This window comes from Albirhodobacter sp. R86504 (assembly GCF_042466415.1).
Classification (GTDB): Bacteria; Pseudomonadota; Alphaproteobacteria; order Rhodobacterales; family Rhodobacteraceae; genus Albirhodobacter.
In genome coordinates, this window is sequence record NZ_JAXHCH010000001.1 from 239,361 (window position 1) to 261,422 (window position 22,062).

General features: G+C 59.0%; 22 protein-coding genes. 14 read left to right on the forward strand and 8 right to left on the reverse strand.

Annotation, left to right across the window (positions count from 1 at the left end; translation table 11 throughout):
- The first annotated feature begins 59 nt into the window (after nucleotides 1-59).
- Genes SJY32_RS01070 through SJY32_RS01080 form a run of 3 tightly spaced genes read left to right on the forward strand, consistent with a single transcriptional unit; the run spans nucleotide 60 to nucleotide 2,106 of the window.
- Nucleotides 60-725 carry an amino acid ABC transporter permease gene (locus tag SJY32_RS01070; protein ID WP_376870592.1) on the forward strand — a complete coding sequence of 222 codons (666 nt, stop codon included), beginning with the start codon at nucleotides 60-62 and terminating at the stop codon, nucleotides 723-725.
- A gap of 12 nt (nucleotides 726-737) precedes the next feature.
- On the forward strand, nucleotides 738-1,391 hold the full coding sequence (locus SJY32_RS01075; protein WP_376870594.1) for an amino acid ABC transporter permease: 654 nt from the start codon (nucleotides 738-740) through the stop codon (nucleotides 1,389-1,391).
- On the forward strand, nucleotides 1,384-2,106 hold the full coding sequence (locus SJY32_RS01080) for an amino acid ABC transporter ATP-binding protein (RefSeq protein ID WP_376870596.1): 723 nt from the start codon (nucleotides 1,384-1,386) through the stop codon (nucleotides 2,104-2,106). Before SJY32_RS01075 ends, SJY32_RS01080 begins: the two co-directional genes overlap by 8 nt.
- A gap of 69 nt (nucleotides 2,107-2,175) precedes the next feature.
- Here SJY32_RS01080 and SJY32_RS01085 read toward each other — a convergent pair whose 3' ends face one another.
- Complete coding sequence (locus SJY32_RS01085) at nucleotides 2,176-3,210, reverse strand: Ldh family oxidoreductase (RefSeq protein ID WP_376870598.1); 1,035 nt, start codon at nucleotides 3,208-3,210, stop codon at nucleotides 2,176-2,178.
- Between the two features lie 54 nt (nucleotides 3,211-3,264).
- Complete coding sequence (locus SJY32_RS01090; protein WP_376870600.1) at nucleotides 3,265-3,900, reverse strand: helix-turn-helix domain-containing protein; 636 nt, start codon at nucleotides 3,898-3,900, stop codon at nucleotides 3,265-3,267.
- A gap of 166 nt (nucleotides 3,901-4,066) precedes the next feature.
- On the opposite strand from SJY32_RS01090, the gene SJY32_RS01095 reads away from it, so the two are divergent.
- The 4 genes from SJY32_RS01095 (at nucleotide 4,067) to SJY32_RS01110 (ending at nucleotide 9,003) form a co-directional block, all read left to right on the forward strand.
- The gene (locus SJY32_RS01095) at nucleotides 4,067-5,743 is read left to right on the forward strand and encodes an aconitase X (RefSeq protein ID WP_376870603.1); all 1,677 of its coding nucleotides are present in this window, start codon (nucleotides 4,067-4,069) and stop codon (nucleotides 5,741-5,743) included.
- Nucleotides 5,744-5,800: 57 nt separating this feature from the next.
- Entirely contained in the window at nucleotides 5,801-6,760 is a 960-nt protein-coding gene (locus tag SJY32_RS01100) for a dihydrodipicolinate synthase family protein (RefSeq protein ID WP_376870605.1), read from the forward strand.
- The gene (locus SJY32_RS01105; RefSeq protein ID WP_376870607.1) at nucleotides 6,751-7,683 is read left to right on the forward strand and encodes a proline racemase family protein; all 933 of its coding nucleotides are present in this window, start codon (nucleotides 6,751-6,753) and stop codon (nucleotides 7,681-7,683) included. Before SJY32_RS01100 ends, SJY32_RS01105 begins: the two co-directional genes overlap by 10 nt.
- A 69-nt stretch (nucleotides 7,684-7,752) precedes the next feature.
- Nucleotides 7,753-9,003 carry an NAD(P)/FAD-dependent oxidoreductase gene (locus tag SJY32_RS01110; protein ID WP_376870609.1) on the forward strand — a complete coding sequence of 417 codons (1,251 nt, stop codon included), beginning with the start codon at nucleotides 7,753-7,755 and terminating at the stop codon, nucleotides 9,001-9,003.
- A 15-nt stretch (nucleotides 9,004-9,018) separates the two neighbouring features.
- Here SJY32_RS01110 and SJY32_RS01115 read toward each other — a convergent pair whose 3' ends face one another.
- From SJY32_RS01115 to dctP, 5 genes are all read right to left on the reverse strand, one after another.
- Entirely contained in the window at nucleotides 9,019-10,050 is a 1,032-nt protein-coding gene (locus tag SJY32_RS01115; RefSeq protein ID WP_376870611.1) for a proline racemase family protein, read from the reverse strand.
- 140 nt (nucleotides 10,051-10,190) lie between these two features.
- The gene (locus SJY32_RS01120) at nucleotides 10,191-11,435 is read right to left on the reverse strand and encodes an NAD(P)/FAD-dependent oxidoreductase (protein ID WP_376870613.1); all 1,245 of its coding nucleotides are present in this window, start codon (nucleotides 11,433-11,435) and stop codon (nucleotides 10,191-10,193) included.
- Between the two features lie 120 nt (nucleotides 11,436-11,555).
- On the reverse strand, nucleotides 11,556-12,863 hold the full coding sequence (locus tag SJY32_RS01125; protein WP_376870615.1) for a TRAP transporter large permease: 1,308 nt from the start codon (nucleotides 12,861-12,863) through the stop codon (nucleotides 11,556-11,558).
- A complete protein-coding gene (locus tag SJY32_RS01130; protein ID WP_376870617.1) occupies nucleotides 12,860-13,456 on the reverse strand; it encodes a TRAP transporter small permease in 597 nt (198 codons plus the stop codon). Before SJY32_RS01130 ends, SJY32_RS01125 begins: the two co-directional genes overlap by 4 nt.
- A 62-nt stretch (nucleotides 13,457-13,518) precedes the next feature.
- Nucleotides 13,519-14,526, reverse strand: a complete 1,008-nt coding sequence (dctP, locus tag SJY32_RS01135) for a TRAP transporter substrate-binding protein DctP (RefSeq protein ID WP_376870619.1) — start codon at nucleotides 14,524-14,526, stop codon at nucleotides 13,519-13,521.
- A gap of 188 nt (nucleotides 14,527-14,714) precedes the next feature.
- On the opposite strand from dctP, the gene SJY32_RS01140 reads away from it, so the two are divergent.
- The 7 genes from SJY32_RS01140 (at nucleotide 14,715) to arsH (ending at nucleotide 21,469) form a co-directional block, all read left to right on the forward strand.
- Entirely contained in the window at nucleotides 14,715-16,118 is a 1,404-nt protein-coding gene (locus SJY32_RS01140; RefSeq protein WP_376870621.1) for a PLP-dependent aminotransferase family protein, read from the forward strand.
- Nucleotides 16,119-16,224: 106 nt separating this feature from the next.
- Nucleotides 16,225-17,616 (forward strand): ethanolamine ammonia-lyase subunit EutB, encoded by a 1,392-nt coding sequence (locus tag SJY32_RS01145; RefSeq protein WP_376870623.1) that lies wholly within the window; start codon nucleotides 16,225-16,227, stop codon nucleotides 17,614-17,616.
- On the forward strand, nucleotides 17,613-18,332 hold the full coding sequence (gene eutC, locus SJY32_RS01150) for an ethanolamine ammonia-lyase subunit EutC (RefSeq protein ID WP_376870625.1): 720 nt from the start codon (nucleotides 17,613-17,615) through the stop codon (nucleotides 18,330-18,332). The genes SJY32_RS01145 and eutC overlap by 4 nt, the downstream gene beginning before the upstream one ends.
- A 97-nt stretch (nucleotides 18,333-18,429) precedes the next feature.
- The gene (locus tag SJY32_RS01155; protein WP_376870627.1) at nucleotides 18,430-19,224 is read left to right on the forward strand and encodes a pyrroline-5-carboxylate reductase; all 795 of its coding nucleotides are present in this window, start codon (nucleotides 18,430-18,432) and stop codon (nucleotides 19,222-19,224) included.
- Nucleotides 19,225-19,347: 123 nt separating this feature from the next.
- Nucleotides 19,348-19,689 carry an ArsR/SmtB family transcription factor gene (locus SJY32_RS01160; protein WP_376870629.1) on the forward strand — a complete coding sequence of 114 codons (342 nt, stop codon included), beginning with the start codon at nucleotides 19,348-19,350 and terminating at the stop codon, nucleotides 19,687-19,689.
- Entirely contained in the window at nucleotides 19,686-20,705 is a 1,020-nt protein-coding gene (gene arsB / locus SJY32_RS01165) for an ACR3 family arsenite efflux transporter (protein ID WP_376870632.1), read from the forward strand. Before SJY32_RS01160 ends, arsB begins: the two co-directional genes overlap by 4 nt.
- 47 nt (nucleotides 20,706-20,752) lie before the next feature.
- The gene (gene arsH, locus SJY32_RS01170; protein WP_376870635.1) at nucleotides 20,753-21,469 is read left to right on the forward strand and encodes an arsenical resistance protein ArsH; all 717 of its coding nucleotides are present in this window, start codon (nucleotides 20,753-20,755) and stop codon (nucleotides 21,467-21,469) included.
- A gap of 4 nt (nucleotides 21,470-21,473) precedes the next feature.
- Here the strand turns inward: arsH and SJY32_RS01175 are convergent, their stop codons facing one another.
- A complete protein-coding gene (locus SJY32_RS01175) occupies nucleotides 21,474-22,058 on the reverse strand; it encodes a cytochrome b (RefSeq protein WP_376870637.1) in 585 nt (194 codons plus the stop codon).
- Nucleotides 22,059-22,062: the final 4 nt, after the last annotated feature.

Consider the following 22,062-nt stretch of genomic DNA (forward strand, 5'->3'; position numbering starts at 1 on the left):
CTTAGCGGCGCGGGCACACCGCGCCGCTTTTCACGTTTCTTATCAGGTGCGGAACCCCAATGTTCGATTACACCTTCCAATGGAAGCAAGTCCTCGCGCGGCTTCCTCAGATGCTGGATGGCGCGGTGGTGACGATGGAAGTCGCCGTCTTGTCGATGATCCTTGGCGTCGCCTTCGCAGTGATGTTGACGGTTTTGCGGCTATCGGGATCAAAACCTCTGGTCGCCATCGCAACGACTTGGGTCGAAGTAGCCCGCAACACACCCGCTCTGTTCCAGATTTATATGGCGCATTTTGGCGTGGCGAGCTTCGGCATTCATTTCAGCCCGTTCACATCATTGCTGATCGGGATCACGTTTAACAACGCGGGCTATCTTGCGGAGAACTTCCGCGGCGCGCTGAAGGCCATCCCAGAGACGCAAACCCGCGCCGGCCGTTCGTTGGGCATGACCCAGCTTCAGGCGTTTCGCCTGATCATCGTGCCGCAAATGTTCCGGATCTCATTCCTACCGATGTCGAACCAGATGGTTTGGGCGATCTTGATGACCTCATTGGGCGTCACAGTCGGGATGAATGCGGATCTTTACGGGGTTACGCAGGATCTGAACGCGCTAACGTTCCGCACGTTTGAGCTTTTCGCCGTTGCCGGTGTGATCTTCTATGTCATCACCAAAATCATCACCTTGAGCGCCCGCCTGATTGCGGCGCGCCTGTTCCGGTATTGAGGGAGAACGACCATGTTTGACACCGCCCTCTCCTCCGCCGATCTTGTGTTCCTCGCCAAAGGTGCGGGCATCACGATCATCGTGACAATCATCTCCGTCGCGATCGGCACCGCCCTCGGCGTGTTCTTCGGCGTCCTCAGAATGCACTTGGGGCCGGTTGCGGCCGCACCGATTACGTTCTTCCTCGACATCTTCCGCTCGGTTCCGTTGCTCATCCAGCTTGTGTTGACCAACGCGTTTCTCGGGATGGTTTTGCAATTGCGCATATCCGGCTTCGCGGTCGCTTGTGTCGTGCTGTCTCTCTACACGGCCGCCTATTGCGCCGAGATTGTGCGCGGCGGGATCGAGGCCGTGCCAGAGACGACACGCCGCGCATCGCGGTCTTTGGGCCTGACATGGCTGCAAGACATGCGTTACATCGTGATGCCGCTGGCGACACGCGTGGCGCTGCCGTCCTGGATCGGGTTGGCACTTGGCGTCATGAAAGACTCCGCGCTCGTTTATGTGGTTCAGGTCACCGAGCTGCTGAAATCGACGCAAATCCTCATCACGCGCCTGCAAGAGCCACTGTTCTTGTTGCTCATTTGTGGCGCTTTCTACTTCATTATCAGCTTCCCGCTGGCCCGTCTTGGTGGGTATCTCGAAAAAAGGTGGTCCAATGATTGAGATCCAAAACGTCCGTAAATCCTTCGGCAAACTTGAAGTCCTCAAGGGGATCGATCTCACGGTTGAAAAAGGCGAAGTCGTCACCGTGATTGGCGGATCGGGATCGGGGAAATCGACACTTCTGACCTGTATCAACGGGTTGGAGCCGATCGATTCCGGCAAAATCTTTATCGACGGCACCGAAGTGCATGCGAAATCGACAAACCTGAATTCATTGCGCCAGAAGGTCGGCATCGTGTTTCAACAATGGAATGCGTTCCCGCATCTCACCGTGTTGGAAAACGTCACCCTCGCGCCGCGCAAAGTGTTGGGTATGGGCAAAGCCGAAGCCGAGGAGATCGCGGAGCGTCAGCTCAAGCATGTCGGTTTGGGCGATAAGCTGACGACCTACCCTTCGCGGCTCTCGGGCGGGCAGCAACAGCGCATGGCGATCGCGCGCGCGTTGGCGATGTCGCCGGAATATATGTTGTTTGACGAGGTGACCTCCGCGCTTGACCCGCAGCTTGTCGGCGAGGTCTTGGAGACGCTGAAGATGCTTGCGGAAGAAGGGATGACGATGATCTTGGTGACGCATGAAATGAGCTTCGCGCGCGATGTTTCCAACCGCGTGGCGTTCTTCCATCAAGGCGTTATGGCCGAAATCGGCGCACCCGATCAGCTCTTCGGCGATCCGCAGCATCCCGAGACGCAAAAATTCCTTGCCAGCGTTAGATAAGATCCTGACACCAAACTAAAAAGGGGCCGGTTCATCCGGCCCCTTTTTTCATTCTAATTCAATCTCGGATCAGCTCAAGGCGGCAAGGCCCTCCGCCTCAAACCGTTCGAGCTGTGCGAATTCGGCTTGGGTCAAGACGATGCCGCTTTCCTGTGCCGTTTTGCGCGCAGCAAAGCGGCGCTGAGACGGCAGTCGCGCGCCTTGATCCCCGATCGCGGCGAACAAACGCTCGCCCTCGGCGATCGGATCACGCCCGCTGCGTGCGGAGAACACCGCAGGATCGAGCGCGATGATCAATGCACCGTGACGCGGCAAGAGCGCACTGCTGCCCATGAAATCGAGAGCTTCCTTGCTCATGAACTCGCCCAACATAGCGCCCGCGAGAAGTTCGATCATCGTGGAGATCGCCGACCCTTTATGCCCGCCGAAGGGCAGCATCGCGCCTTCCAAAGCTACATCAGGATCGGTTGTCGGGTTGCCATCCTTATCAACCGCCCAACCTTCAGGGATCGGCTTTCCGGCGCGGCGATGCAATTCGATCTCACCACGCGCGGCAACGCTTGTCGCGAAATCGTAGACGTAGGGATGTTCGCCCGCGCGCGGATAGCCGAAGGCAAGCGGGTTGGTTCCCAAAAGACCCTGTTTGCCGCCAGCCGGTGCGACGAAAGAATAGCTCGGGCACATCGACAAAGCCGCGAGCCCGTCATCCGCGAGGGCTTCGACCTCTTGCCACAGTGCAGAGAAATGCAAGCAGTCGCGGATCACGAGCGCGGCCAGACCCGTCTCGCGAGCCCGCGCGGCAAGAAGCGCCTTCGCCGCCTCAAAGGCGGGATTCGAAAAGCCGCCTTTCGCGTCAACTTCGATGACCGCCTTACCCGCATCAAAAATCTCAGGAACGGCCAGAGGCTCAACCTTACCAGCCTTGATCACGCGCATGCAGCCTTCAACACGGTAGATCCCATGCGATTTGCAATTGTCGCGCTCTGCCGCGGTGATCACCCGCGCCAAACAGTCGGAGGCTTCAGCCCGCAGGCCGCATAAGTCAAAAATCCGGCGCAAGCGTTGTTGCAGCGCATCAACGGACAGGGTGACGGTATCGGTCATCTCAGGCTTATCTCCTTTGGAATATTCTATCGGACAATAGCCGCTGCAAGCGACCTATTTATCCACGTCTGTATAGGTGCAGGCCCAGAACACTTTGGTTTCAGTGTCATCCAACGCGCGCAAACCATGCTTCAACGTACTGTCGAAATACGCACAATCTCCGGGTTCCAAGATCACCGGTGCGTAGTGCTCCACGACAAGCTCAACACGCCCGGTCAGAACATACAGGGTTTCTTCGCCATCGTGCGATTCCAGATCGTTGCGCGTTAGCGGCCCGCGATTCTCGACCTTGGTCACCAGCGGCACGATCTTTTTCTCGGCGAGTGAATTGCACAGGAACTCATATTCGAAATTCGCCGCACGCACTTTGCGGCCTTCGCCAGCTTTGGTCACGGCCATCCGCGTGGGCGGATTGACCTCGAGATCGGCGGAAAACAGGCGTTCCATGCCGATATCATAGGCGCGCGCGATCCTGACGAGGTTCTCATAGCTGGGTGAAACCCGCCCGTTTTCGATTTTATGGATGGTCGACAAGGCAAGGCCGGTGCGTTGCGCCGCGGCTTCAAGCGTCAAGCCACAGTTTTGGCGCACGGTCTTCATCCGCGTCCCAAGTTCGGCGCGCAGCTTCTGACGTTCGGCCTCCCAATCATCCGAAGGCGGATCAGCAAGATAATTTTCTATTTCCGACATAATTTTTCTTTTCTTACCAGTTCTGATTGTTTAAGCATATATTTGAGTTGAGTGCAAGAATATCAGTCGCGCCACACTTGGGTAGATCTCAAATGTCGGGTTTTTGGTCACATGAGATCAAAAAATCGACGACCCGCACGCGCAAAACACCGGCAAGGGGAAAACAATGGCGAAGATAATCGTTCCGGCCGCGGTCGAAGGGCCCATCGTGGTTTGCACAGAAGGCTTGAGCTTTTGGGGCGGGGTCGACGCGCTCACGGGCAAGATCATCGATGCGCACCATCCCCTCCACGGGCAGTCGATCGCGGGCAAAATCGTGATGATGCCGACCAGCCGTGGATCCTGCACAGGCAGCGGCGTTTTACTGGGGCTCTCATTCGCGCAGGCAGCGCCGCGCGCGCTCATCTTCCGCGAGAATGAAGATATTTTGACCTTGGGCGCGATGGTCGCGGCGCAAATGTTTGAAAAATCGATCGCCGTGATCCGGCTTGATGCCACCGAATATGACTTACTCGCACAGCAAGAGGCCGCCGCAATCACGCCTTCGCGCCTCACCGCGGGGCCGGTTGCTTGGGATCTGGAGGCCGTGACGGCAGAGGCCTTGGAGCTAAGCGAGACCGACCGCGAGATGCTCTCGGGGGCGCAAGGCGCGCCGCGGCAACTCGCGATGAAAATCGTCACCACGATGGCCGCTGCGCAGGGCGCGACGAAATTGATTGATGTCACCCGCGTTCATATCGACGGCTGCATCTACGCGAGCGATGCGTTCGTGACTTTCGCCCGCAAGATGGCCGATATGGGCGCGAGAGTGCGTATTCCGACAACGATGAATGCTATTTCGGTTGATCATGCGAACTGGCGCAGTCAAGGCGTGCCGGATTCGTTTGGTCTCCCTGCGAGCACCCTTGCCGATGCCTATGTGGAAATGGGCGCCGCGCCGAGTTTCACCTGCGCGCCTTATCTGCTGGATGACCAGCCGGTGAAAGGCGAGGATATCGCTTGGGCCGAGAGCAATGCGGTGATCTACGCGAATAGCGTTTTGGGGGCACGCACTGTCAAACATGCTGATTTCATGGATTTGTGCATCGCGCTGACAGGTCGCGCGCCACAATCGGGCGTTTATCTGACTGACAACCGTGCGCCGCGCCGCGTTATTGATGTGACGGTGCCTGACGGGATCGATGATGCGTTCTGGCCAATGCTGGGATGGCTCGTGGGCAAACTCGCCTCTGATCGCATCCCCTTGATCCGCGGGCTTGAGGTAACCACGCCCTCAGATGATGATCTCAAGGCCCTGTGCGCCGCCTACGGGACGACATCGGCCTCGCCTATGCTGCATATCGCGGGCGTCACACCCGAGGCGGATCTGCCCGTGGCAACCGACGCGGATCATCTCGAAATTACGGCAAACGACTTCGCGCAGGTCTGGGCGGAGTTCAATAAAGGCGATGCGAAGGTCGATCTGGTCGCCTTGGGCAGCCCACATTTCTCGCAAACCGAATGCGAGGCTTTCGCCGCGTTGATCGCGGGAAAAACAGTGCATGCGGATGTCACCGCGATCATCACCTTGGGGCGCGGCACCCTTGCTAAAATTCGATCGAATGGCACAGCGGCGATCTTGGAAGCTGCGGGTGTGACCATCGTCCCCGATATTTGCTGGTGCTCGATCTCAGAGCCCGTCTTCCCGCCGAGCGCTAAAGTCTTGATGACCAATTCTGGCAAATACGCCCATTACGCGCCGGGCCTGAGCAATCGCGCCGTGCGGTTCGGCTCACTCGCGCAATGCATGGAAACCGCCCTCTCCGGCACGGCAACCGCCGCGCCGCCCGCGTGGATCGGCTGATCCGTCCACGCCCGCAGATACGTCCGAAACCAACGCCCCATTTTAACGGAGACACTCATGGACAAGACAGTTTTTTACGGCACAATCCCTGCCCTGCTCACCCCGTGCACCCCAGACCGCGAACCTGATTTCGATGCGCTCGTGCGCAAGGGTCAGGAATTGATGGCCGCTGGCATGTCGGGCGTCGTCTATTGCGGATCGTGCGGCGACTGGCCATTGCTGACTGACGCGCAGCGCATGGAAGGCGTCGAGCGCCTGACCAAAGCAGGCGTTCCCGTGATCGTCGGAACAGGGGCCGTGAACTCGAAAATGGCCGTTGCACATGCCGCCCACGCGCAAAAGATCGGCGCAGCCGGTTTGATGGTTATCCCGCGTGTGCTGTCGCGCGGGGCGTCCGTCGCGGCACAAAGGAACCACTTCAAAGCAATTTTGGAAGCCGCGCCCGATGTCCCCGCGATCATCTATAACAGCCCCCACTATGGCTATGAGACCAAGGCGGATCTGTTCTTCGCCCTGCGCGAAGATCATAAAAATCTGATCGGGTTCAAGGAATTCGGTGGGCGCGCAGCGATGAGCTACGCGGCCGAGCACATCACCTCGCAAGACGATGATGTCATCTTGATGGTGGGCGTCGATACGGAAGTTTACCACGGCTTCGTCAAATGTGGCGCGGTTGGCGCAATCACTGGCATCGGCACGATCTTCCCCAAGGAATCCCTGCTGCAAGTCGAACTCTCCCGCCTCGCAGCTGCGGGCGACCCGGAGGCAGATCTTCGGGCGCGCGAACTGGCAGAAGCTTTCGCGGTTCTGGCGAAGTTTGACGAGGGCGTTGATCTGGTCCTCTATTTCAAACACATGATGGTTTTGACGGGGGACGAAGATTATCGCCTCAACCTTTACGAGACTGATGTATTGTCCCCCTCGCAGGCGAAGTTCTGCGAAGCGCAATTCCACCAGTTCAACACATGGTTCGCGAACTGGTCTCAGCAGGGCGGAGTGCTCGCTAAATGCATGTGATTGATAGTCACACAGGCGGAGAACCCACGCGGGTGATCCTTGATGGCGGCCCCGATCTTGGATCGGGACCGCTCGCGGAGCGCGCACACCGGTTGGCGACGCAGCACCGTGCGTTTTATCGCTCGGTCGTGTTGGAACCGCGCGGACAGGTTGCGATGGTCGCCGCCCTTCTCGTTGAGCCGGTCGATCCGGCTTGCGTGGCGGGTGTGATCTATTTCGATACCGAAGCCGTTTTGGGGATGTGTGGTCACGGAACGATCGGGCTGGCGGCAACGCTATTCCATCTGGGCCGGATCGGGGCGGGCGTTCATAAACTTGAAACCCCCGCCGGAATCGTGACGATCGAAGTACATGACGCCAACACCGTCACCGTCACCAATATCGAGAGCCGCGTCATCCGCGCGGGCGTCACGGTTGAGATAGCAGGCATCGGCCCAGTCACCGGCGATCTTGCTTACGGCGGAAACTGGTTCTTCATGGTCGACCCAAGCCCGGTTCCGGTCACCTCCCAGAATATCCGACAACTTACCGATGTGACGGTGGCAGTGCGTGAGGCCCTTCATGCGCAAAACCTCGGCGGAGAGGACGGGCAGGCGGTGGATCACGTTGTGTTCTTCGGACCATCCGATGTTGCGGGCGTGGAGAGCCGGAATTTCGTGCTTTGCCCCGACAACGCCTATGATCGTTCGCCTTGCGGAACGGGGTGCTCTGCGCGATTGGCCTGCCTCGCCGATCAAGGCCGCCTCGCGCCAGGTAAGGAAATCATCCAAGAGAGCGTCATCGGGTCAACCTACCGCCTTTCGTATCAGCACGGGCTGAAGGGAGGTGTTATCCCGAAGATCACGGGCAAGGCCTACGTGATGGCCGAGAGCCGCTTGATCTTTGCGACCAACGATCCGTTCAAGGACGGGATCGCCCTTTGATATCTGTTTTGCGCGCGCCGTTCTAATAACGGCGCGCGCAACTTCGTCATTGTTTTCAACAGGTGCGCCATGCCAATGCCTAAAGACCTCGACATCATCATCATCGGCGCAGGGATTGTCGGCGTCACAACGGCGCTGGCATTGCAATCGGACGGGCACCGCGTGCGCTTGCTGGATCGCAAGGGCATTGCGGCGGAAACCTCGCGCGGCAATGCGGGGGCGTTTGCCTTTACTGAAATCGAGCCGCTGGCCTCGCCCGGGATTATGCTGAAAGCGCCGAAATGGTTGCTCGATCCGCTCGGCCCTCTCTCCATCCCGCCCGCCTACGCGTTGAAGATCGCGCCTTGGATGGTGCGCTTTTGGCGGGCGAGCTGGCGGGATCGCTACGCGGGTGTTGTGGCCGCGCAATCGGCGATGATGGATCACTCACGCGCCGCGATTGAGCGCTTGATCAAATCGGTCGACGGCGAGCCTTTGATGCGCCGCGAGGGGCAGCTGCAGTTGTTTGAGGGCGCGCGCGCCTTCCAAGACAGCCTTCCCGTTTGGGAGCGGCGACGGGCGCACGGCTTGGCGTTCGACCTCTTTGAGACACCGCAGGCGATTGCGGATATTCAACCGGGGCTGAGCCCTCGGTTCACCCATGCAGGATTCACGCCGCATTGGATGAACACGGTCGATCCAGAACTGTGGACCAAACATCTGGCGCAGGCGTTCATTGCCCGCGGCGGACTCTACGAACAGGCGGATGTGCGCGCGATTGTGCCCTTGCAAGACGGGGTCGAGATTAGCACGGCGAACGGGCCTTTGCGCGCGGATAAGCTTGTCTTATGTGCGGGCGCGTGGTCGCATCATCTGGCGCGCACGCTTGGCGATCGCATCCCTCTGGAGACGGAGCGGGGATATAACACCACCTTCCCGACAGCCAGTTTCGACGTCCGCACGCATCTGACCTTCAGTGCGCATGGTTTTGTTGTCTCGAAGATTGGGGATGGCCTGCGTGTGGGAGGAGCGGTCGAGCTCGGCGGGTTGGACTTGCCGCCCAATTTCAAACGGGCCGAAATTCTGGTGAACAAAGCGGCGCAATTCCTGCCTGGTTTCTCAACCAAAGGCGGCACGCAATGGATGGGGTATCGGCCCTCCACCCCTGATAGCCTTCCCGTGATCGGCCCGGCCGACCGCTGCAATCACGTCTTTTATGGCTTCGGCCACGGGCATCTCGGGCTTACGCAATCGGCGGGGACAGCGGAGATTCTCTCGGATCTCGTCGCGGGTCGCACGCCGCAGATGGATCTGGCAGCATTTGACGCGCGCCGCTTTTAACGCGGCGCGCAGCGCTTAATCCAGTTTCGGCCATGTGTCTGAAAGGCGGTATCCCTGCGGCCATGGGTCGCTCGGGTCGAGCATATGTTGATGCGTGCCCGTTATCCAACCGCGGCCGCTGATTTCAGGACGAATGGCGCCGAGCGCGCCCACCTTTGCCTCGCCCAGAATGCGGCCGTGGAATTCTGACCCGATGATCGACACACCGGTAAAGCGATCGTCCACCCCCATTTCGCCGCGCGCATGCAAGATCGCCATACGCGCCGAAACTGCAGTACCCGTGGGCGATCGATCAAGCTTACCGGGTTGGATCGCGACGACGGATTGCGCACGCAGGTGATTGCCCTCGCGGCTGATCTTTCCTGCAAACAGGCAGAACGAGTGATGGGCCCAATCCGGTTTTTCGGGATGCTCGAACCGGAACTGCGCATTCGCGGCATTGGTAATGCGAATCCCCAATTCCGCGATGTCACGGGCGTTATCTTCATGCAATCGCACCCCGAGGGCATCGGGATCGACGACGACAAAGCTATCGCCGCCAAACGCGGTATCGACCGTGATCGTGCCAAGGCCCGCAACGTCGAGCGGCACTGCAAGGCGGCTTGCAAAGGAGGGCAGGTTTTCAACGTAGATACGTTCGGCCTTGCCGTTAGCGCACTCGGCGCGAACGCGCACCAAACCGCCCGGCGCCTCCAACACCATTTCGGTGACAGGCTCTTGCATCGGGATGATCCCGCTATCAAGAAGCACGGTCGAGACGCAAATCGAGTTCGAACCAGACATCGGCGGGGTATCTTCGGGCTCCATGATAATCCATGCGGCCTGCGCTTCGGGATGCTTCGGCGGAACCAAGAGATTGACGTGCCGGAAGACACCGCCGCGTGGTTCGTTGAGGACAAAATTTCGCAAAACCTGATCCTGCGCGATCCATCCACGCTGATCCCAAACGCTCTCTCCGGGGGGCGGCGCCACCCCGCCGACGATCACATCGCCCACCTCGCCTTCGGCATGGCATGAAACGACATGGATCACTTTGGTACTACGCATCGGCGCCCCCCCTTTATAGCGTCATAAATGGGCGGGTGCCCGATTTCGGGCGCCCGCCGAAATACCCTAAGCCTTTGTCATTACGTAGGTAAACCGCAAAACAAAAGATATCGGATAAATCTTTTTCGGGAGGCGCGCCCTTACCCGAAACGACGCGCGCTGAAGCCTGCGGCCTCCGGCGCGAGGGGCTGATCCGTCAGCAGATCGGACACCATACGGCCCGTTATTCCCCCCAGTGTCAGGCCAATATGTTGATGCCCGAACGCATGAATAATACGGTCTGACGTTTGGGATCGCCCGATCACTGGCAACGCGTCAGGCATCGTTGGCCTAAACCCGAGCCATTCCTCGCTTGGCCCGTCGAGCGGCCCCAACATCTCCGCCGCGCGCCGCCGCAGATAGGCCAGTCGGTCAGGGTTTTGGGGCGCGTCGAGATCGTCCAGTTCAACCGTGCCCGCAAAGCGCAACCCAAGTTCCATCGGCGTTGCGTAGAAGCCCGCCTCCGCCCAACCCACAGGCCGCGTCAGCTTTTGGCGCTGCTCGGTGAAAGTGACGTGATAGCCCCGCTCAACCCCGAGCGGCAAAGCCTCCACGCCGGCGCCCTTGATCGACTTGCTATGCGCCCCCGCCGCGACCACGAAATGCCCCGCCGATAGCGATGTTCCATCCGCAAGAACCACATCAACCCCGGAGGCGCTCGGCGTCACATTGGACACGGCAGAGGTGATCACCGCACCACCGTTTTGCGTGAAGTAGGTTTGCATCCGCTCAACCAGCTTTTGAGGATGCAGGACAAAGCGTGTCCCCTTAAACCGCAGCCCGCGATAGATCGGCATTTTCAACGCAGGTTCCAGCGCGCGCACTTCCTCCGCGCTGACCTCTTGCATCGATACGCCCTGCTGTTCGCGAAGCGCATTCCCCCCCAGCGCGGCCTCAAAGCCCGCACGGGTTGACCAGACGTAGAGACAATCCTCCGCCACGAACAAATCCTCGGCCCCGACCATCGCAATCAACGGATCAAGCCCCGCATCCGCCTGCCGCAGCAGATCACCGAGCTGCGCCGTGATTTTCTCGACGCGCGACTGCCGACAATTCGCGAGGAACGACAGCATCCAGCGCCAGTTCTTAATCGCGTGCCAATAGTTCACGATCAGCGGGCTGTCCTTCGACATCAATAACGTCGGCAAGGATTTCACCACTGACGGGCTGTTGATCGGCAGGCACGCATAGGTCGCGATCGTGCAGGCGGGGCCGAAGGTGGTGCCGCTCCCTGCGGGATTTGGATCACAGATCGCAACGCGCAGGCCCTTTGTCTGGGCCCAAAGCGCAGTTGACATGCCAACGATTCCCGCGCCCGCGATGACTACATCGTATTGATTACTCAAGTTTATCTTCCCCAATCGCCGTGCGACAGCGCGGTCTGTTGTCAAGGAAGGCGGGCGACCGAGAGAGGGTTGCCCGCCTTATGTTGTGTGAGGGCCGATGGCCTCCCAGCCCAAACGACGTTAGTTCAGGCCCAAGATCAGGGACGGAAGCCACATCGAAAGCGCCGGCACGAAGGTCGTGAGCATGACGACCGGTAGATAGGCAAAGAACACGAAGATCAGCGCGGGTTTCAACATTCCCGAGAGGTTCGTTTTGCCAATCAATGCCGCAAAGTACAAAAGTGGCGCGGTTGGCGGCGTGATGAGTCCCATCCCCAAATTCGTTGCGATGATCGCAGAGAAATGGATAGGATCAACCCCGGCTTGCGTCATGACCGGCATCAGCAATGGAGCAGCGAGCAAGATACCTGACACATCCTCCATGAACATGCCCACAATCATCAAGAACAGATTGGCCATCAACAAAAGCACCAGCGGGTTATCACTGACCCGAAGGAAGGCTTCGAGGATTTCTTGCGGCACGTTCTCTAACGTCCAAATCCGGCCAAGCATCGACGCAAAGAAGATCATAATCATCAAGACGCCGCTGGTTTGCCCCGCGCGCCACAGGACCTGCCCCATATCGCGCCACCCCATCTCGCGGTAGACATAGATCGCAACAGGGATCGCATAGACAACCGCGACTGCGGCGGCTTCGGTCGGGGTTGTGATCCCGCCGTAAATGAAGCCCAAGATGATGAGCGGCATCATCAAACCTGCGGCCGCCTGTTTTGTGCGAATAAATACCTCGCCCGCAATCACGCGCACGGGTGCCGGAGCGGGCTGACGGATTGGCATCTTGCGCGTCAGGACAAAGTTCCAACCGCCAAGGAGCGTGACCAAAATCAGGCCCGGAATGATTGGTGCAAGGAAACATGCCAGAATTGATGTGCCAGTCACCCAGCCGAACAAAATCATCGACGCGCTCGGAGGAATGAGCAGGGCCAGCACAGAGGACGCCGCAACCAGCGCAGCCGCGTAACCGCGATCGAACCCGCGCTCCTCCATCCGAGGGATCATCACTGTCCCGATCGCCGCAACCGCCGAGCTGGCCATGCCGGAAATTGCGCCAAATACCGCCGTGGCGATAATCAACACAAGTCCCAAGCCACCACGCAGCCGTCCGATCATCGAGTTTGCCAGATCCACAAGGCGTCCCGCGATGCCACCCGCGCCCATGATCCCACCCGCGAGGATATAAAGCGGGATCGCGATCAGCACGACCGAGTTCAACTTGTTGAAGCCCGCGCCGACGAGAAAGTTTGTCGAGCCGAAATCACCAAACAGCATCAACAGCAGAACCGCGCCAGCAAAGCAAAGCGCCGCCGGAACGCCGATGACCAACAGCAACGATAGGAGCGCTGCGTCCCAAAGAATTAATGGGTTCACGACAAAGCCTTTCCGGACCAGGCGGCCTGACTGCGCAGCACCGCTTCAATAAGAAAATAGAACGTGGTCAACGCCATGCTCACAGGCATCACCGCGACGACCCACGGCATGGGAATCCCTGTCTCGAGCGACACAGTGCCGCGCCCGATGACGAACCAGAGGTAGTTCCAAGTCCAAAGCGTCATCCAACCAGACAAGATAACGGTGATGACGGCCGCGATGGCCTCAACGAGCAACTGCGGGCGCCCTTGCGGGAGAACCAGTTCCACGAGGCTGGCCGAGATATGCCCGCGCTCCCATGCGCCATGAGAGACACCGAGGAAGTAGATAAAGATCCCCGAGAAGGTCGCCAGCTCCTCGATGCCAAACAGCGAAATACCGAAGAAATAGCGGGTGATTACCTGCGTCGTGACGAGCAAGGTCAAGGCCGCGCTAAACACCAGCATGATCAGCCGTTGCAACTTGAGTTTCATCGTCCAGATCGCAAGCGCACGCCCCCGCAACCACTTGGGCGTGTTCACCCCGGTGGGATGAAACGCGGAGGCGTCGGAAAGCTCCTCTGCGATGAGGGAATTCGCATTCGTTTGTTCCATCGGAAACCTGTCCTAAAGCGCGAGACGTGCCGGCCGATAGCGAGTATCGGCCGGCGAGGAGGTTAGTTGAGGCCGACCGCTTTGGTCAGAGCTTCAAATGTTTCATCCCCCAGCTCGTCCTTGATTTCCGGCCAGACTTGCTCGCGAGCGCGGGCGCCCAAGGCTTCCAGTTGCGCTTTATCGAAGGTCACAACCGTGACGCCCATATCACGCATTTTCTGCAAGGAAGCCTCATCGGCCGCCTCAACCGCGGTGAACTGCTCATCCGCAATCTGGACTGCCGCTTCGCGGATCGCTGTTTGGTATTCTGGGCTCAGGCCGGCGAACGTGTCCGAGTTCATGAAGATGAAGTCGGATTCGAAGTGATCGTTATACTGGATCCACGTCTTGGTGATGTCGGCAAAGTTCTCCAACGTGATCGTCGCGGTAACGCCGATCTGGCCGTCGACAACGCCCGTTTGCATCGCTGTGTAGAGTTCCGCGAAGGGGACGGCGGCAGTTTGATAGCCGAGGTTTTCCATCAAAACCTTATGCGTCGTACCACCCGGCCACACGCGGACTTTCAGGTCGTGTTTGGCATCCAACGAATATGGGTCTTTGACCTCAACGGGGAAGCCCGCGCCGCCCATGCCCGCGCCGTACACTGCAAGCGGCGTGAGGCCTTGCTCGCCGATAACGTCGTTTACGATCTCAAACACGCTTCCGCCCGGGTTCAACGCCTCTCGTGCGGTGTCGTAATCGGTGAACGCATAGGGGAACCAAGTGATAGCCAGGCGCTTATCCGACGAGGTCGCAATCGGCTGCATCGCGAGATCGACGACGCCTTCGATGACCTGCTCGTAAACTTCTGTCCAATCGCCCAATTGGCTGCCCGGATAGATTTTAACGGTCAGATCACCATTGGTTTTTTCGGCGACGAGATCGGCAAAGCGCTGTGCCGCAAGGGCACCATCGGAGCCCGGCTGCTTGAGGGTCGACAGGCGCAAAGTGTCGGCCTGAGCAGTGGCAACAAGTGCGACAGAAAGTGCGGCGGCGCTGCACAACGTGCGGAAGATTTTTGTGTGGATCATGTGAACCTCTCCTGAGTTTTTTGCTTGTTTATGCCTCAAGTGCTAGGATCGTGTGCTATTTCGAGTCAAACATATTGCCAGATATTCTTGAATTGTGTGACGCACAAAAAGCCATACAATTGGGGTTGATCTACCGCATCGTTAAATGCCAAGCTTTCCACAAGCGGCCCATAATTTCAGGTAATACCATGGAAAATATTGATAAAATTACTAGCCCCTTCGATGGCATTGATTTGGAGATCGGGTCGGGGCCGCTCTACCAAAGACTGTGCGATGCTGTAATTCTACTCATCGAGTCTAAAAAATTAGCACACGGTGATAGACTCCCTCCACACAGAGAGCTCGCGCAGCTTTTCGGGGTGAATGTTTCCACCGTCACACGCGCGATCAAATTGCTGCAACAACGCGGCCATGTCGAAAGCCGGATCGGTAGCGGCAGCTTTATTCAACCGCCGCGCCCCAAACCGCCCCGCTCGGGCGTCGTCGAGACAGCCGGAATTTGCGACCTCTCCATCAATCGTCCCGCGACAGATGCCTATTTGCACATGCTCGAAAAGATTTTGCCGATGCTACCCGCGCACAATCACTTCAGGATGATTCAGGATTATCACCTGCCCGAGGGCGACGTGCGGGTGCGCGAGGCATTCGCGCAATGGCTTGCTCCGGAATTGGGGCATACCGATCCGGCGCGTTTGGTTATGGTGAACGGCTGCCAGCACGGGATGTCGTGCATCGTTGATACCATCGCGCAACCCGGTGATGTCATCCTCACCGATCAAATCACATTCCACGGCTTTATCGCCCTTTGCGCGACGAAAGCGATCCGGTTGAAGGCGGTCGAGACGGATCAGGCCGGTATGGTGCCCGAAGCATTCCGCGAGGCCTGCCAGCTCCATCGGCCCAAGGCCGTCTTTTTGATGCCGAACAACCACAACCCCACAACCGTGACGTTGAGCCCGCGCCGCCGGAAGGCACTCGGGGATATCGCGCGTGAGTACGGCGTGTTCATCATCGAGGACGATGTCTGCGGGCCGCTCATGGAGAACCCGCCCCCGACCATCGCCTCCACCCATCCCGACATCACCTTCTATCTGATGAGCCTTTCGAAATGCGTCGCGGCGGGCACCCGACTCGGGGTGATTTCCGCGCCGCCAAGCCAGGTCGCAACGCTTGCCGGTATTTTGCGCCTAAATTGCTGGAGCACTAACTCGCTGATGAACTTCATCGCGGCGACAATGATCGAACAAGGAAAGCTACAGGAAATTATCGCCGCAGAGCGTAGCGAGCTGCGATCGCGCAACAAAATTCTGGCCGAGATCTTGCCGCCCTCGCAAGTCCCCCGGGAGAAAACCTCGCCCTTTGCATGGCTTCAACTGCCTGATCCTTGGCGATGTGCAGCCTTTGTGAAAAGCGCCGAGCAGGCTGGCGTTTGCGTCCTAACAGGCGAGGCTTTCACCTTCTCGCAAACACCCGTTCACGCGGTGCGGATCAATTTGAATGCCGCGCGCTCGGGCGATGATCTGCGCAAGGCGCTCGCGATTTTGCAAACCCTCACCAATACCGGATACCGCCAAGCCTTTATTGGGGCTTGATGCGGTGTCGCGCGGCCCTCGCGGGGGCCGCAGATAAAGACCCCGAGCGCATCTCACCATGCGGCGGGCAGAAGACCTCCCCCTCCTCCCCCACCGGAACCTCAACATGACCTATTTCACAACGTTAGGACAAACGCGCTATCGATTTGATGGCTTGAAATCCCTACTTGCAAAGGCAACACCCGAACGCTCGGGCGATCAGCTTGCAGGCGTCGCCGCCGATGGCCCTGTCGAGCGGCTGGCCGCGCAAATCGCGCTTGCGGATCTGCCACTCCAAAGCTTCCTGAAGGAAGATATTTTGGGAATCGACGGCGATGAGGTGACGGCGCTGATCTTTGCCCGTCACGATCCTGCCGCCTTCGCGCCGGTCGCGCATATGACGGTTGGTGAATTCCGCGAATGGTTGCTCGCCGCAACGACCACGGGCGACATGCTGGCAAAGCTGCGAACGGGACTGACGCCGGAGATGGTCGCGGCTGTCTCAAAAATAATGCGCATTCAAGATCTTGTCGCTGTCTCAAGTAAGTGCCGGATCATAACAAAACTGCATAATACGCTCGGCCTAGAGGGGCGGATCGCGACCCGAAACCAGCCCAATCACCCAACAGATGAAAGCCGTGGAATTCTAGCCTCCGCCGTCGACGGGCTACTGATGGGGGCGGGTGATGCGGTTATCGGCGTCAACCCCGCAACGGATTCGGTCGAGGATTATACCCGTGTGGTGAGTCTCCTCGATCACCTGTGCCAGACGCTTGAAATTCCGACGCAGCATTGCTGCCTTGGTCATGTCACGGTCGCGCTCAAAGCGATCGAGCGCGGCGCGCCGGTCGATCTGGTGTTTCAATCTGTCGCGGGCTCCCAAAAGGCCAACGACGGCTTTGGGATCAACCTCGCGCTTTTGCGAGAAGCGCATGAGGCGGCGCGCGCGCTCCATCGTGGGACGGTCGGCAACAACGTCATGTATTTTGAGACGGGCCAAGGGGCCGCATTTTCCGCCGATGCACATTACGGAATGGATCAGCAGACAATCGAAACGCGCGCCTATGCGGTGGCCCGCGAGTTTGATCCGCTTTTGGTGAATACGGTGGTCGGTTTCATCGGGCCGGAGTATTTGTTCAACGGAAAGCAGATTATCCGCGCAGGGCTAGAAGATCATTTCTGCGGCAAGCTCTTTGGCCTGCCGATGGGGGTGGACGTTTGCTACACGAACCATGCCGATGCTGATCAACAAGATATGGATAACTTACTGATTTCCTTATCCGCCGCGGGCGTCACATTCGTCATTTGCGTGCCGGGGTCGGATGACATCATGCTCAACTACCAAAGCCTTTCATCGCATGACGCCGTGTTCATGCGAGAAACTCTGGGGCGTCAGCCTGCGCCGGAATTCGCAGCATGGATGCAGAAAATGGGCATCACCGACCCGAACGGCCGGATGACGGATGCGCCCATGCTCGCGCAACGCAAACTCCTTGAACTCACGGAGGCCGCTCGATGACACAGGATCTGTCCCCGACATCCCTCGCCGCGCAATTGCGATCAATGACGGCCGCGCGCGTCGCGATGGGCCGCAGCGGAAGCGGCTGGCCCACAAAAGCAACACTCGCTTTCGCGCTTGATCATGCGCGCGCGCGCGAGGCCGTTTGGTCGGATATGAATCTTTGCGCACTGCAAGAGGCATTTGCGCAATGGCCACTTGCCAGCGTGTGCAGCGCGGCCCCAGACCGCGCGACCTATGTGTTGCGGCCCGATCTTGGGCGCCGGCTCGGCGAGGATACCGACCTGTCGCATCTGCCCAAGGGCAAGATCGTTATCGTCGTTGCGGATGGTCTGTCTGCGACGGCTGTCGATACCAATGCCGCAGCTTTGGTGCATCAACTGCAAGAAAGCCTGCCAGAGGTTGCACCGGTCGTGCTGGTCGAGCGCGGTCGGGTTGCGGTCGGGGATGACATCGGCGCGATGATGCAAGCGCGCGCCGTGATCGTATTGATCGGGGAGCGCCCGGGATTGTCCGCCGCCGACAGTCTAGGCGCGTATATCACATGGGCCCCCGCGCGCGGCCTGCCCGACAGTCGTCGTAACTGCATCTCGAACATCCGCAATGGCGGCCTATCCCCCGCAGAGGCCGCAGGAAAAATTGTCCGGCTTTTGGCGCAAATGGATCAGATGCAGATCTCCGGCGTCGCTCTCGACATGACGGCCCTCGCGAAATGACGGGGCGGGACATCCGATCGGCTAGGCGATGCGGGTTGCATCCGCGGGCCATAACCGCCACCACACGGGGTATCTGGCGCAATCGAAGGAGAGCTCTATGAAAATCGGATTTATTGGCACGGGCGATATCTCGGAGGCCGTGATTACCGGCATGATGCGGGCGAACCTCCCCCCCGAATTTGCCGTGGAGGAGATCATCGTCTCCGCCCGCAGCCGTCATATTTCGACCCATCTGGCGGAAACATTCGACACCGTCCGCGTGTGCGAAGCCAATCAGGACATCGTGGATGCGGGCTGCGACCTTTTGTTTCTGGCGGTCTTACCCCAGCAAACCGAGGAGGTTTTGCGCGCGCTCAAGATACCCGAGGGGCAGGACATCGCCAGCCTGATCGCCACAGTGCCTGTCGAGAAAATCGCGGAATGGAGCGGCACGAAAGGCCGGATCACGCGCGCGATCCCGCTCCCACCCGTCGCGGATTTGCGGGCGGTGACAATCCTCTCGGGCCCGTCAAAGCCGCTCGAAGCGATCTTTGAAAAGCTCGGCGGGGTGATCGTGTCCAACAGTCTCGATGATTTTAACGCGCTGTCGATTGCAACGGCAACGATGGGCACTTTCTTCGGCATGCAACAAATCATGACGGATTGGATGGAGCAAAAAGGCGTCGCGGAACCCGACGCCCGCCGCTTCTTGTCGAGCCTGTTCCTTGCCTTGTCACAAACCTCAGTCGCCGCTGACAAGCCTTTCGCACAGTTGCGAGATGCTCATAGCACGCCCGGCGGCCTCAATGCGCAGATGTTCGACGTGTTTTCAGAAGCGGGCGGCCGTGCCGCTTTGAACGACGGGCTTGAGAGCGTCTTCCGCCGGACAGTCGGCACCCCAAAAGCGCAGTAGGCGCAACGTCTCACAAGAACAGACATGCGCCCCTCTTGGTGGCGCATGTTTTCATTTGACCTGCATCGACCTTTGGCTCTACATATCGTCAATCGACGATAAGCGAACAAGGGCGCCTGCCGCATGTCAAATCCTCCGTTCTCGGCCCCCTCCGATCAACAGCTTTGCGATCTCGCCAAGGCGCTCGCACATCCGGCACGGCTTCGGATCTTGCGCCTTTTGCTCGCCACGCCGGGCTGTATCGGGGGCGATATCGTTGATGCGGTCGGGTTAGCGCAATCGACCGTTTCAGAACACTTACGCATCCTGAAAGCTGCCGGTGTCATCACCGGAGAGATTGCTGGCCCCCGCGTTTGCTATGCTCTCAACGCAGCCGCCTTCGATCCGATCACAGAATTCATGGCGTCGCTTTCCTCGCCCGCGCAAGGCGCCTGTTGCATCCCCCAACCGGAGGTCTCGAAATGAGTCTTTTTGAACGTTACCTCTCCCTCTGGGTTGCTCTCTCGATCCTCGCGGGCCTCACGCTCGGCGCAATTTTCCCTGCCCTGTTTGCCGTCATGGCCAGCCTCGAGTATGCCTCTGTGAACTTGCTCGTCGCCGTGCTGATCTGGGCGATGGTTTACCCGATGATGGTTGCGGTCGATCTGGGCTCGCTCAAATCGGCGGGCTTGCGCCCGAAAGGGCTGATCATCACGCTCACGATCAACTGGCTGATCAAACCCTTCACCATGGCAGCGCTCGGCGTTTTGTTTTTCAACCACCTCTTTGCGGGCCTGATCGCAGCCGACAAGGCGACAGAATACGTCGCTGGGTTGATTTTACTCGGTGCGGCGCCCTGCACGGCGATGGTGTTTGTCTGGTCGCAAATGACCAAAGGCGATGCAAATTACACCTTGGTGCAGGTCACGGTGAACGATCTGATCATGGTCGTCGCCTTCGCGCCAATCGTTGCATTCTTGCTGGGCGCGACGAGCATCTCGGTGCCTTGGGCCACGCTGATCCTGTCAACCGTGCTCTACGTCGTGATCCCGCTCGCGGCTGGTCTTGTGACACGCGCTTATTTGATCCGCACCGCGGGCCCCGCGGCCGTCTCGGCCTTCACACAGCGCATCAAACCTGCCTCGATCATCGGATTGCTTCTCACGGTGGTTTTGTTGTTCGGCTTCCAAGGCCCGATACTTCTTGCGCAACCCGCGTTGATCGCGCTGCTGGCCGTGCCAATTGTGATCCAGTCTTACGGGATCTTCGCGCTGGGGTATCTGTGGGCCTATTTGTGGCGTCTTCCGCATAGGGTTGCAGCACCCTGCGCATTGATCGGGACGTCGAATTTCTTCGAACTCGCCGTTGCGGTGGCAATTGGATTGTTCGGGCTGAATTCCGGCGCGGCCTTGGTCACGGTGGTCGGCGTGCTCGTTGAGGTGCCCGTGATGCTGTCACTTGTGGCCTTCGCGAACCGCACCCGTTCACGGTTCCCACATTAGACCATGCGAAATGCGTCTTTGCGCCACCCGCGCCGAAAGGAAACACCATGTCCGACACGCCCAACATCGACGACGCCTCATTCCCACCGATCGATCTAGACGCGCTCTGCACCCCGCCGCAAAAACGCCACGCCCCGCGCATCTTGATCCTATATGGGTCACTCCGGCCCCGCAGTTTCAGCCGCCTCTCCGCGGAGGAAGCGGGTCGTATCCTCACGCGCCTCGGTGCCGAAGTGCGATTTTTCAATCCCGCCGGTTTGCCGTTGGTGGATGACGGCGCCGACGCGACGCACCCGAAGGTGCGCGAACTGATTGACCTCGTGACGTGGAGCGAAGGCATGGTCTGGTCCTCGCCCGAGCGACACGGAGCAATGACAGGGCTGATGAAGACGCAGATCGACTGGATCCCGCTTTCGGTCGGCGCCGTCCGCCCGACACAAGGCAAAACACTCGCCGTGATGCAAGTCTCCGGCGGCTCGCAAAGCTTTAACGCCGTCAACCAGATGCGGATTCTCGGACGGTGGATGCGGCTTTTGACAATCCCGAACCAATCCTCAATCCCGAAAGCTTTCCAAGAATTCGATGAGGCGGGGCGGATGCGGCCTTCGCCACTTTATGACCGGATCGTCGACGTGATGGAGGAGTTGATGAAATTCACGCTTCTGACGCGTGATCGCGCCGATTATCTCGTGGAACGCTATTCCGAGCGCAAGGAAAGCGGCGAGGCCCTGATTGCGCGCGTGAACCTGTCAAAAGCGACCTAACACCCTAGCGGCGATGGTTGCGCGGACTTGGCCACATCCGCGCAAATATCCCGTCACGCAGCCACAGCAAATGGTAAAGCGCGCCCGCCACATGCGCGAGGATCACCGCGATCAGGGCAAAATGCGCGTAATAATGGACGTCTTTCGCTATCGTCTCGACAAGCGCGTTTCGCGCGATCAGGTGCGGCACCCCGAGGCCGTCGAGGCCCTCGATCGGGTAGCCCCCCGCGACCACGCGCAGATACCCCGAGACCGCCATCGTGAGGACCAGCACATATAAAAGCCAATGCGCCGCCGACGCGACACGCCGTTGAAGCGTTGGCACAGTTGCAGGCATCTTGGGCGGCGAGAGGACGAGCCGAACCCCCAAACGGATCACCATCAGTATCCCGACCAAGACACCGCCGTTTTTATGCAGTAAAAACAGAGTATTCTGGACGATCCGCGGCAAACCTTCCAGCACCATCACCTGCCCGATGGGGATCATCGCTATCACCAAAACGGCAACCAACCAGTGCAGCATCTTCGCCACCGGATGATACGACTTGGGCGGCACTGGCACGTCTTGCAGCATGGGTCGCTCCCGCATGGTT